The 11686-nt window shown below is 64.5% G+C and carries 10 protein-coding genes and 3 tRNA genes; 5 read left to right on the top strand and 8 right to left on the bottom strand.

The genetic code is table 11. The features are described 5' to 3' along the window. Window positions 1-458 (top strand): energy transducer TonB (locus DBR20_RS05265; RefSeq protein ID WP_258223216.1); only part of this gene is annotated, 458 nt, incomplete at its 5' end. On the opposite strand, the gene DBR20_RS05260 is transcribed toward DBR20_RS05265, so the two are convergent. From DBR20_RS05260 to DBR20_RS05225, 8 genes are all read right to left on the bottom strand, one after another. Beyond that, on the bottom strand, window positions 455-889 hold the full coding sequence (locus tag DBR20_RS05260; RefSeq protein WP_108265445.1) for a RidA family protein: 435 nt from the start codon (window positions 887-889) through the stop codon (window positions 455-457). The genes DBR20_RS05265 and DBR20_RS05260 overlap by 4 nt on opposite strands. Before the next feature lie 114 nt (window positions 890-1003). Then, complete coding sequence (locus DBR20_RS05255) at window positions 1004-1906, bottom strand: cation diffusion facilitator family transporter (RefSeq protein ID WP_108265444.1); 903 nt, start codon at window positions 1904-1906, stop codon at window positions 1004-1006. A gap of 28 nt (window positions 1907-1934) precedes the next feature. After that, window positions 1935-4223, bottom strand: coding sequence for an Orn/Lys/Arg decarboxylase N-terminal domain-containing protein (locus DBR20_RS05250; protein ID WP_108265443.1), 2289 nt, complete (start codon window positions 4221-4223; stop codon window positions 1935-1937). A gap of 20 nt (window positions 4224-4243) precedes the next feature. Next, the gene (gene adiC / locus DBR20_RS05245; RefSeq protein ID WP_108265442.1) at window positions 4244-5596 is read right to left on the bottom strand and encodes an arginine/agmatine antiporter; all 1353 of its coding nucleotides are present in this window, start codon (window positions 5594-5596) and stop codon (window positions 4244-4246) included. A gap of 78 nt (window positions 5597-5674) precedes the next feature. Further along, window positions 5675-7117, bottom strand: coding sequence for a DcaP family trimeric outer membrane transporter (locus tag DBR20_RS05240; protein ID WP_108265441.1), 1443 nt, complete (start codon window positions 7115-7117; stop codon window positions 5675-5677). 521 nt (window positions 7118-7638) lie between these two features. After that, the gene (gene dsbG, locus DBR20_RS05235) at window positions 7639-8487 is read right to left on the bottom strand and encodes a thiol:disulfide interchange protein DsbG (protein WP_108265440.1); all 849 of its coding nucleotides are present in this window, start codon (window positions 8485-8487) and stop codon (window positions 7639-7641) included. Between the two features lie 30 nt (window positions 8488-8517). After that, complete coding sequence (locus tag DBR20_RS05230) at window positions 8518-9321, bottom strand: TlpA disulfide reductase family protein (protein WP_108265439.1); 804 nt, start codon at window positions 9319-9321, stop codon at window positions 8518-8520. Window positions 9322-9406: 85 nt separating this feature from the next. Beyond that, window positions 9407-10474, bottom strand: coding sequence for a helix-turn-helix domain-containing protein (locus DBR20_RS05225; protein WP_099821492.1), 1068 nt, complete (start codon window positions 10472-10474; stop codon window positions 9407-9409). 183 nt (window positions 10475-10657) lie between these two features. Between DBR20_RS05225 and DBR20_RS05220 the strand changes: the two genes are divergently transcribed. The 4 genes from DBR20_RS05220 to DBR20_RS05205 all read left to right on the top strand — a co-directional run bounded on the left by DBR20_RS05220 (window position 10658) and on the right by DBR20_RS05205 (window position 11664). After that, window positions 10658-11056, top strand: coding sequence for a MerR family transcriptional regulator (locus DBR20_RS05220; RefSeq protein ID WP_089235984.1), 399 nt, complete (start codon window positions 10658-10660; stop codon window positions 11054-11056). A 144-nt stretch (window positions 11057-11200) separates the two neighbouring features. Next, window positions 11201-11276, top strand: a tRNA-Ala gene (locus tag DBR20_RS05215). Window positions 11277-11329: 53 nt separating this feature from the next. Further along, window positions 11330-11405: transfer RNA gene (locus tag DBR20_RS05210), tRNA-Glu, on the top strand. Between the two features lie 183 nt (window positions 11406-11588). Further along, window positions 11589-11664, top strand: a tRNA-Ala gene (locus DBR20_RS05205). Window positions 11665-11686: the final 22 nt, after the last annotated feature.

Here is an 11686-nt window from a genome sequence, read left to right as displayed (position 1 = left end):
GCGTGGCGGCCCCCGAAGGCAACCTCGCCGCCAGCGAGAAGAATGGCGACGGCCACCAGCCCTTGCCCGTGGCCCCGCCTGCGGCCGCGACCGATGCCCGTTCCGCACCGGCATCGATCACGGCCGCACCGCCTGCCCCGGACGCGCCACCGGCGGACTTCCAGGCCGGCGCCGCCAGCGACCAGTGGGAAGCCCGCCTGATGGCGCGGCTGGAGCGTTACCGCTACTACCCCGCCGTAGCGAGGTCGCGGCGCCAGCAGGGCACCGCATGGGTCAGGGCCAGCATCAGCCGCGACGGCCACCTGCTGGCATTGCGCCTGGAGCAGCCCAGCGGACAGCCGATGCTGGATGAAAGTGCGCTGCAGACATTCCGCCGCGCGCAGCCCCTGCCGCGGATTCCAGAAGAATTGCCGGCTCCGCAGGAACTGGTGGTGCCGGTGGAGTACTACCTGCGCTAGGCGCTGTAGGCCTCGGCCTCGATCTCGAACAGCATTCCGTCCAACGCCAGCCGCGGCACCGGAATCAGCGTGCAGGTCGGTGCCGGGCGGTTGGCCCAGCGCCGCCGCACCTGGCGGGCGATGATGCCCAGGCGGTCCTCATCGTGGTCGACCACCAGGATCCGCAGTCGCGCAACATCGGTCAGGTCCGCATGGGCCGAGCGCAGCGCGGCCTGCAGATTGTCCAGTGCCTGCGACACCTGCTCCTCGAAGCTGGGCGACAGGTTCCCCTGGTCATCTTCGCCACCCTGCCCGGCGATATGGATCACACGCGCCGGCAGCCGTACCACCGCCACGTGCGAATATCCGTTGGCACTGGGATCGTGCAGACCGGGGGGATCGAACAGATCCAGCAAGCCATGGCTGAAGTCCGGAGTGGTCAGCAGGTTCATACCGCATGCCTCGTGGGGAATGCGAGGCAGTCTGCGACCTCAACTGCTGTTGAGGTCAAACCTATTGCATGCAACAGAGCGGCCCACCGCACGCAACGGTCGGCTGCAACAACATCAGGTCCATGCCGGGTCCGCGGTGAAATCGATCGTCAACCAGAACGTGCTGCTGCGCGCGTCCATCCGCACCGCGATCTCATCGCGCATCGCATCCACCTCACCTACCGTGCCCAGCGGCGTCGACGGCGAGGTCAGGATGTGGATCTCGATGAACCGCATCCTCCCCATCTTCGCCACATGGCTGGTGAAGCCGGCATAGCCATGCTCGGCCACGAACGCCTGCATCACCCGCTGCACGCGCTCGTCCAGGTCATCGGGTGCCACCTGCAGCACTTCCCGCATGGCCTTCCACGCACTACGCGCTGGCACCGGCAACACCGCCAGGCTTATCAACGCCAGCACCATCGAATCCAGATAAGGCACCCAGTGCTGCCACTGCCCACCGTGCAGCGCCAGCGCCAGCACGAAGGCCAGCACCACCGCCAGGCTCATCAATCCACCCAGCAGCCAGCCACGCACGTCCAGCCACAGCAATGCCGACTGCAACCGGCGCGCGCGCTGGGCCACGAACGCGGCCATGCCCAGGTTGCTGGCACTCAGCAGCGCCGCCCACCAGAGGGCGGGCCCGAACTTCACTTCGTGCCCGCCGGTGGTCAATCCAATCACTGCATTGGCCAGCGCGTACACGCAGGCCAACGACAGAATCACTCCGCCCAGCGCCTCGACCATCGGCTCCAGGTGCCAATAGCCGTACTGGAAGCGCGGGCTGTGCTCCCGCGCTACCAGCCGCAGCACCGACAGCGACACCAGGGTCAGGGCTACGTCGACCAGGCTGTAGATGCCGTCGAACAGGATGGCCTGCGATCCCACCAGCAGGCCACCGATGAAGCCGACCGCGCTGACCGCCACGGTGACCCCGATCGAGAACTTCAGGATGCGTTGCTCGCGCGCGGTATCCATCGTTCGCCGAAGGGCCGACCGTACCGGCTCAGGCCTTCAGCACCTCCACCTTGTAGGACGGCACGTCGCCATCGCGCTCGATGATAAGGCCATGCACATCCGACTCGAAACCCGGGAATCGCGCGTTCTGCTCGCGGGCGATGCGCAGCGACTGGATGATCGGCTCGTCGCGGTCGCCGAAGCGCTCGCCCGGCATGATGGTGGGGATGCCCGGCGGGTACGGCACCAGCATCGTCGCAGCGATACGGCCACTGATCTGCTCGATGTCGACCCGCTCGATCTCGCCCTTCACCAGGTGGTTGTAGGCATCGGCCGGGGTCATCACCGGTGTCGGCAGGTCCACGTACATCTCACGCATCACCTTGGCCACCGCGAACTCCTGGTTGAACGCATGCAGCGCGTCACACAGGTCACGCAGGCCCCAGCCGGCATAGGCATGGGGGTAGTCGGCAGCCAGCGACGGCAGCGCCTGGGTCAGCGGCGCGTTGCGGTCGTACAACTCCTTGAACGCCATCAGTTCGGTGACCAGCGTGCTCCACTTGCCCTTGGTGATGCCCATCGAGAACAGGAACAGCACCGAGTACAGGTTGGTCTTCTCCACGGTGATGCCACGGCCCCACAGGAACTTGCTCAGCACCGCTGCCGGGATGCCCAGCTTGCCCATGCTGCCGTCCATCGACAGGCCCGGGGTCAACAGGGTCACCTTGATCGGATCGATCAGCACATAGTCATCGACCAGGTTTTCGAACCCATGCCAATGCGCATCGGGCTGCAGGTACCATTCCTCACGCTTGGCCACCAGCGGCGCCGGCGTATCGCCCTTGTCCAGGCTGCGCTCGACCTGCGTCGGCTGCCATACGCTGAACCACCAGTCATCGCGCCCCAGATCATCGCGTACGTGCAGCATGGCCCGGCGGAAGGCAATCGCCTCGTCGTGCATTTCCTGCACCAACGAACGACCGGCATCGCCCTCCATCATCTTCGAGGCCACATCACACGCGGCGATCACCCCGTAGTGCGGGCTGGTCGAGGTATGCATCATGAACGCTTCGTTGAAGCGCTCGGCGTCGAGGTCGCGGCTGGCCGAATTGCGCACATGGATCATCGACGCCTGCGAGAACGCGGCCAGCAACTTGTGGGTGGAGTGCGTGGTGAAGATGATCGCATCCTGCTCACGCGGCTTGCCCTTGGCCATGCCGTAGTGGTTCTCGTAGAACGGATGGAACGCGGCATAGGCATACCACGCCTCGTCGAAATGCAGGAAGTCGACCGCGCTGCCGATCTCATCGGCGATCTTCTCGGCGTTGTAGCACAGGCCGTCGTAGGTCGAGTTGGTCACCACCGCGATGCGCAGCTTGGAGCCGGCCTGGTAGGCCTGGCTGGCCAGCGGATTGGCGGCGATGCGCTGCTGAAGCGCTTCCGGAGTGAACTGGTCCAGGCTGATCGGGCCGATGATGCCGTGCGCGTTGCGGCTGGGCGTGAAATACACCGGCACCGCGCCGGTCATGATCAGCGAATGCAGCAGCGACTTGTGGCAGTTGCGGTCGACGAACACCACGTCGCCGCGGGCCACGGTGCCGTGCCACACGATCTTGTTGGCCGTCGACGTACCGTTGGTGACGAAGAAGGTGTGGTCGGCACCGAAGTTGCGCGCGGCCTCGTTCTCGGCGTCCTTGATCGGGCCGGTGTGGTCCAGCAGCGAGCCCAGTTCCGGCACTGAAATCGACAGATCGCTGCGCAGCGTGTTTTCACCATAGAACTGGTGGAAGGCACGCCCGACTGGTGACTTGGTGAAGGCCACGCCGCCGGCATGGCCCGGCGTGTGCCAGGAATAGTTCGACTCGGCTGCGTGATGGATCAGCGCCTTGAAGAACGGCGGCAGCAGGTTCTGCATGTAGTCTTCAGCCGCACGCATCACCTGCCGCGAGATGAAGCTCTTGGTGTCTTCGAACAGGAAGATGAAGCCGTGGATGTACTTGAGCAGCTTGCTCGGCACCTTCTCGATGGTGCGTCGTTCGCCATACAGGAACACCGGAAGATTGGCGCGGCGCGCACTCTGCTCACGCAGGAAGGCGGTCAGGCGCTGGAACTCGCCATCGACCTCCTCGCTGCCGTCGATCGAGATCAGCACCGCCGAAGCGGCCACGTAGGTGCGGGCGCCGGCACGGGCATCATCCAGGTTCAGGCCGCACAGCACGCGCTGGTCGTTGCTGCGCAGTTCTTCCACCAGCGCACGGATGAGGATGCCGCCGATGCGCGGCGAGTCGTAGTCACCATCAATGACGATGACCGGATAGTCCAGGGACTTGAAATACACGTTGATTCTCCTTGTCTAACTCAGGAACGCTGCGCGCCGGCTGAAATCGCCGCCGCCTCGCGGGAACGCTGCCGCTGCTGGCGACGCTCCTCGCTGAAGAAGGGATAGAACACGGTGATGAACAGCACGAACAGGAAGGCGTACTGCACGATCGTTCCAGACGAGCCGTAGATCGCCCACAGGCAGTACACGACCGTCAGGCTGGTCAGGGTCCAGAACGCACCGGTGTGCACCAGCGTGTGCGAACGCTCCACCACGAAATAGCAGGCCACGCACGAGTAGATGTACGGCAGCAGCGTCAACACCACCGCCGCCGAGGTGATCACGTCGAACTGTGCCGAGGCGGTCTTCGAGGTGGAGGTCACCAGCACTGCCAGCGTCATCAGCACGGCCACGATCAGCACGCCCTTGACCGGCACGTCGTCCTTGTTGGTCTTGCTGAAGATGCTCGGGAACAGGCCATCATCGGAGGCCGCCTTGGCGCTCTGCGCGGTCAACAGGATCCAACCGCCCAGCGAACCGGCGGCGCCGACGAAGGCACACAGGCTGACCACCGCACCACCCCAGCCACCGACGGCCTTGGCCGCTGCCAGTGCGAACGGTGCATCGGAGGTCTGCAGTTCGCCGTTGGGCACCATGCCCATGATCACCGACGAGCTGGCGATGTAGGCGATGGCGGCCAGGAACACGCCAGCCAGGGTGGCGCGGGCGACGTTCTTCTCCGGGTTCTCGACCACACCGGCGGTCACCGACGCCGATTCCACGCCGATGAACGCCCACAGGGTCAATGCCGCAGCACTGGAGATCGCGCCGAAGTTCGATTCGCCGGACACGTTGTACGCGCCCTTGAAGATGTCGGCATCGAAGAAGAACCAGCCGAAGATGGCGATACCCAGGATCGGCACCAGCGCGAAGCTGGTGGTGACCGTCTGCACGCGGCTGACGAATGCCGGGCCGATCATGTTGGCAAAGCTCAACGCCCATACCAGGATCAGCACCGCGATGCAGCGCACCAGCGGCTCGGACAGGATCGGGAAGAAATAGCTGAAGTAGCCCACCGCCGCGATGGGAATGGCAACGTTGCCGATCCAGTTGGCGAACCAGTAGATGGTGTTGGTCTGGAAGCCCATGTAGGGGCCGAACCAATCACGCGCATACGCATACGGGCCGCCCGCCTTGGGCGCCAGCTTGCCGAGCTTGGCGAACACGAAGGCCAACAGCAGCGCACCGGCCGTGGTGATCAGCCAGCCCCATATCGAGGCGGTACCGATCTTGGCCAGGCTGGAGGGCAGCAGGAACACCCCTGAGCCCATCATGTTGCCGGCGACGAGGAAGGTGGCTCCGACCACCCCGATTTTCTTTGCTTCTGCCATGACAATCTCCTGTACCTGGCATGGGCCCGGTGAACCCGGGCGTGGGGAATGGCTACGCTGGCGTGCTGCCGCTGGCGCCTACTTGATGAAGTTGTATTGCAGGCTGCCCTGCACCCGGACCGTGTCGCCGCGCGCTCCGCCCTGCTGCTGCAGGCGCCCGTACAGCAGCTCCATGCCCATCGTCCACGACGGTGCCGGGCTCCAGATCAGGTTGAACACGCCGTAGCGGCTTTGCCGGAATGCATCGGTCGGCAGCGCCGCATTGCGCTCCAGGGTCAGCTGGCCGTAGATCAGGTTCGAGCGCCACAGATCCGACCAGTAATGGGTGTAGCCGACGAAGCCACCGTGCAGGTCCAGCGCATCGATGCGCCCATCGGCACCTACCACGGCATCCAGGCCCGAGCCGGTGAGATCGGCGGTGTAGCGGCTCAAACCGCGACCGCCCAGCGCGCCGAACAGCAGCAGATCGCGTTCCCCCACCGAGGCCGAGCCACTGAGCTGCGCGCCACCGGCAAAGACGCGGTCACGACGGGTATCGCCGTCGTAGGCCAGGTTGCGCGCCACGACGCCCAGTTGCAGATGGCCCCAATCACGCTCCATGCGCGCGATGGCACTCACATCCGGCAGTCGATTGACTGCCGCCATCGCATCACTGGCGCCGGCCAGCTCGGTGTCCGGGTCTTCGGCGGCCAGCGTCAGGGTGTTGCCCTTGCCCAGTGCAAAGCTGTGATGGATGCCGGCCACCAGCAGGTAGCCGGCGCCGCCGGGACCAGCAAAATCCAGCGTGTCGGGCAGGCTGTCCGGATCCATGAAACTGGAATAGCCATAGCCTGCGTAGGTATTGCCCAGCTGGCCGTAGGCATGGCGCAGGCGGAATTCATAGCCATCGCTGCTGCCGAAGAAATCATTCTCCAGATAGAAGCGCAGGTTGCCGTGCGTGGTTGGCCGCCGTGCCTCGAAGCTGAAACGCGTCTGCTTGGCGTGGATATTGAAGTTCGAAACATCGCGATGGCTGCCGCCCACCGGCATCGACGAAGGAATGAACTGATCCCCGTCCCCTGCCCCGCGCGAATCCGCAATCGCATCGAGCTTGGCATAGCCGCCAATGCGGATCACGGTGTCGGTGCCAGGAATGGCGAAGAAACCTTTCAGATCCGGATCGGTGGGACCGGCGGCGCTGTCTGGACGCGAGGCTGCCGTTGAAGGATCGGCCACCGATTCACGCTGTGGCAGCACAGGAGGCGCCACGCCAGGCACCTGGGTAGGGTGCAGGATGCCGCTGGCGGCTGAAACCGTCGTGGTCGCCTGCGCTGCAGCGGGCATCGGCCACGACGCTGCAACGGGAGCCGCAGCTGCATGCTCTTCGCGTCGTTCAAGCTGGTCCAGACGCTGTTGCATACCCTGCAGCGTCTGCCGCATCGCGTCGATCTCCCGACGCAATGCCTGCGCATCATCCTGTGCATGCAACGGCATCGCGGCCATCGCCGCCAGACACCCCAGACTCAGTACCGCCAAGCGCATTGCATCCTCCCTGGACTGTAACTCCCGCTGCCCGACCGTGCAGCGCGCGTGCGCCGCCCCGACCTCAACGAGTCGTTGCTGGAAATGCGGGTACTGCGTGGACGACCGCCGCCAGCCTGCGCGTTGCATGCAACAGGGCAATGACACTGTCCCAGCTGCCCAGACTGCGCCGCAGTCGCTCCCACTGCGGCAGTGCTGCCGAAGGGGTGGCGACCGCAGCGGTCTGGGTAACAAGCGCTGGGTGAGAATGTCGTGAATGGCATTGCTCGCACGCCCTCTCGAGGGCGTGACGTGTGCGGCATCCATAGCGCAGTGACGCTGTATTCCATGCGCCAAGGCTAGTTCGACTGTCGTTTTTGGCCTTGATTGGAATCAAAGCGAAATGCTTGATGTCAGTCACGATTCAGACGTGACATCTGTTCACGACGTGCGCAGCCCTCATCGCCAGGACTGTCGCAGAAAGCAACAGGCCCACACGTTGCCATGCGGGCCTGTTGCTCACTACAGCATGCCGGGATGCCTCAGCGTGGGCCGAGTACCGCCTGCAGATCGTTGCCCTGCGGAAGGCCGGCACGTCGCTGCACCTGGCCCTGCGCATCCTGGAACAGGATGCCCGGCGTGCCCTGGAAGCCCATCTCCACCATCAGCACCTGGTTGGCATCCAGCTTGGCTGCGATCTCCCGGCTGATGCTGGGCAGCGGCTTGATGCCACCACGATCGAACTGATGCTCATTCTCCAGCAGTGCCGCACTGGGATCGCGTGCGGCCATGATCGCTGCTGCCTTGGCCGGACTGTCCTCACGGATCACGCCGACCATGATGTGGCGCAACTGCACCTTTCCTGCGTCCACCCAGGGGCGTGCCGCCTCCCAGAATTTGTGGCAGTAAGGGCAGTTGGCATCACTGAAGGTGTACACCACGCGCGGCGCATCGGCCTTGCCATCGCGTACCCAGGCACTGGTTTCAAGCTTGCTCCACATCTTGGCCGACATCGGCGCGGCAACCAGCTTCTCCAGCGTCTCGGCCGCGACTTCGTTGCCCTCGGCGTCGAACAGGCTGCCCACCAGCACATGCTTGCCATCGGCGGTCACGTAGGCCGCCGCCGGCTGCTGGCCACCAACCATACCGGCAAAGCCGCGCAGGCCACCCGGCGCGTCGAATTCGGAGACCACCTCGAAGCCATGCTTCTCGATGCCCTTCAGGACAGCCGGCAAATCACCCTTTTTGGCGGCTGCCGATGACGAAGCCGTTGCCGCTGCCGCTGCAGCGGCATCCTTGCCCGTCGGGGTCTGTGCCTGGCTGCAGGCAGCCAGCGCCAGCATGGCCGGCAACATCAGCGTATGCGCGATGCGCGGGGAAATCGACAACATGGAAACTCCGTAGTGGGATGCCAGCGCAGGCTACCGCAGCCGGCGCAGTTTGTGTTCAAGACCGGCCTGGGTCAGTTCGCCGAGATGCAGTTCCTGCAACCGCCCCTGCGCATCGAAGAACAACGTGGAAGGAAAAGCCCGGACGTCCAGCGTGGTCGACGCAGCCGAAGCCTCATCCAGCAGGACGTTGCCCAGCGAGATGTGTTCAGCAGCAAGAAAGGTCTGGACCTCCACAAGGGTCTCGCCCTGGTTGAGGAAGACGAACTGGATATCTGCATGTTTCTGCTGCGCGGTCGCCAGCACCGGCATCTCCCGGCGGCACGGGCCACACCAGCTGGCCCACAGGTTCAGTACCAGTGGCTTGCCATGAAACTGCTGCAGGTCAATCGCCCTGCCCTGCAGATCGACCACCTGCAGCGCGGGCAATGGCATCTGCTTTGCCTGCCAGTACGCGAGTCCCTGGCTTGCCCCACCCCACAACAGCAGCCCAATCAACGCACCTGCCAGCACCGGCGTCCGCAACGGGCGCTGCCTACGCAGCCGCCACAGCACCCAGGCAAATCCAGCGCCAACAACGACGGGCAGGTGGTACCCGCCATCGGCAATCTGCAGCACGCTCCAGGGAGCTTCGCGATAGAGGCTGAAATGCGCTGCGACAAACGACAGCCGGCCACACAGCAGGCCAACCAGCAACATGTCCAGCACCATTCCAGCGGCGGGCGGCCGAACCTGACCAGGCTCACCACGCGACCAGATCCGCGCAATGGCCATTGCCAGCAGCAGGAAGATCAGGATCAACACCACCGGCATCGGCACCGGTCCAACACTCGACATCAGCTCACCCGCTCTCGCCTGCACAGACCCGCATGGTCAAAGCGTCGAGCCCGCGATGCAAGCACGACGCATTGAACCTTGTTCATCAAGCGGCGCTGCGACCCAGCTGCGTGCCCGGCGAGGCACGCAGCCCCCGCAGGCTGCCGGCCACGGCAGGCGTCAGCGGACGATCGCGGCGTTTGCTGCTGACGTGGCGACGATAGTTGGCAGGCGTCATGCCGACAATGCGCAGGAACAGCCGACGGAATGCGCTCTGATCGGCGTAACCCACACCCCAGGCAACTTCATCGATGCTGGCGCCCTGCTGCAGCAACGTCTGCGCCTTGGCCACGCGCAGCCGCTGGCAATACTCGATGGGCCGCAGCCCGGTCGCCTTCAGGAATCGACGCTGCAGGGTCCGCGGTTCCAATCCGGCGATCTCGCAGATCGCCCCCAGCGTGGCCCCACGTGCAGCCGTGGTATGCAACCAGCGCTGTGCCTTCAGCACGTCACGGTCGCCATGGGCGAAATTTGCACTGAATCGCTCGAGATCCTGCTGGATGCCGACCGGCACCACTATTCCCAACTGCTGTGCCACCGCGCTGGCCACGCCCTGGCCATGCAGCCGGTACAGCAGGCGCAAGCCAAGGAAGCGCCAGGCCTGGGCGCCGCCCACGGTAAGCAGATCGCCGTCATCGACGAGTGCCCGCTCACTGGGCGCCCAACTGCCGACCTGCACCTGCAGCGCCGGATGGCGGTTGAGGTCGGGGCCGGACACCGTACGCCCGGTCAGCAGACCGGCCCGTGCCAGCACACTCACCCCGTCACCTGCGGCGGCCAGCAGGCTGCCGCCGTCGTAGTGGGCCCGCAACCAATCCAGCAGAACGTCCTCGGCACGCACCGACGTGCTGGAACTGACCTGCCCCGGCAAGGCGATCACCGCAGGAATTGCCGCGTCCAGCATCTCGGCACCGGCAATGCGATGCACGCCGGTATTGCTGGCGGGCACGATCCAGCGGGTCACCAGCACCCGCTTGCAGGGCCGCCGCTGCTGCTGTGCCAGACGATTGGCGACGTGTGCCATTTCGGCAAGCACCGATGCAGCCGACGGGTCGCCTCCGGGGTATTCAACCACCGCAACCTCGACGAATCCCTCGTTCCTGATTCCCTCCACTCCCCACCTCCTCTTCCGGTTCAGGCCGTCGAGCGGCCGGTTCAGGCGCAGGGTAGGAACTGCTTTGCCCTGGGGGATATGAAGAAAGTTGCAAAGTGTGCTGAATAGGCGGTGCGGGCAAAGCCTTGACTCTTGACCAGAGTCCAGGGATGACTATGCACGGCAGGTCCCAAGGAGTCCGCCGTGAACATTGGTCAGTTGGCACGTCAGGCCGGCGTTCCCATCGATACCGTCCGCTACTACGAACGTCAGCAGCTTCTGCCCACCGCAGCGCGCTCGGCAGGTGGCTACCGCATCTTCGGCGAGCAGGACCTGCGACGCCTGCGCTTCATCCGCCGCGCAAAGGCGCTGGGCTTCAGTCTCGATGAGATCGGTGAACTGCTTTCCCTCAGCGACCATCCTCCACAGGACATGGGTAGCGTGCGTGACACTGCGCGGATACGCCTGCAGGACATCGAACTACGGATGGCGGAGCTGCAGCGCATGCATGGCGCGCTCTCCCAGTTGGTCGATGCCTGCCCCGGACATGGCGCGCTCGACCAGTGCCCGATCCTGGCAGCGCTGACCGGGGAAGACCGCTGAACCCTTCGCTTCTGCATCGACACATGAGCTGCCCGGCATGCGGAAAACGCAGCTGCACCAACACGCGCGCTGCGTGAAGAAAAGTGCAACAAAGCGCTTGCCAACCCCCGGGGGCACAGCTATTATTTCGCTCCTCAGCGACGTGGGGCCATAGCTCAGCTGGGAGAGCGCCTGCATGGCATGCAGGAGGTCAGCGGTTCGATCCCGCTTGGCTCCACCATACTTTCGGCATTAGGCCGTCGAAAGGTCGCAAAGAACATTGATGAGATCTGCGTCCCCATCGTCTAGAGGCCTAGGACATCACCCTTTCACGGTGGCGACCGGGGTTCGAATCCCCGTGGGGACGCCACTCATCATGAACAACGAGGACCCGGCCGATAACCGGGTCTTTTTTGTTCACCGCCCACCGGCATTCAGGTTGTGGCGTCGGAACGCTCCCTGCCCTTGTGGCAATGAACGGCTCGATGAAAAAGCTTCAAAAAAAGCTTCCACAAATGTGAACAGGCAGGTATGATAGGCGGCTCGGTAACACGGGGCCATAGCTCAGCTGGGAGAGCGCCTGCATGGCATGCAGGAGATCAGCGGTTCGATCCCGCTTGGCTCCACCACTTTCGACATTAGGCCGTCGAG

It is taken from the genome of Stenotrophomonas sp. HMWF023 (assembly GCF_003060985.1).
Taxonomy (GTDB): Bacteria; Pseudomonadota; Gammaproteobacteria; order Xanthomonadales; family Xanthomonadaceae; genus Stenotrophomonas; species Stenotrophomonas lactitubi.
This window is presented reverse-complemented; position numbering and strand designations above follow the sequence as displayed.

What these genes read in the sequence shown, in the direction of transcription:
- DBR20_RS05260 (WP_108265445.1), bottom strand. Translation starts at nt 889, where the DNA reads ATGAACCTGCTGACCACTCCGGACTTCAGCCATGGCTTGCTGGATCTG.
- DBR20_RS05255 (WP_108265444.1), bottom strand. Translation starts at nt 1,906, where the DNA reads ATGGATACCGCGCGCGAGCAACGCATCCTGAAGTTCTCGATCGGGGTC.
- adiC (WP_108265442.1), bottom strand. Translation starts at nt 5,596, where the DNA reads ATGGCAGAAGCAAAGAAAATCGGGGTGGTCGGAGCCACCTTCCTCGTC.
- DBR20_RS05240 (WP_108265441.1), bottom strand. Translation starts at nt 7,117, where the DNA reads ATGCGCTTGGCGGTACTGAGTCTGGGGTGTCTGGCGGCGATGGCCGCG.
- dsbG (WP_108265440.1), bottom strand. Translation starts at nt 8,487, where the DNA reads ATGTTGTCGATTTCCCCGCGCATCGCGCATACGCTGATGTTGCCGGCC.
- DBR20_RS05230 (WP_108265439.1), bottom strand. Translation starts at nt 9,321, where the DNA reads ATGTCGAGTGTTGGACCGGTGCCGATGCCGGTGGTGTTGATCCTGATC.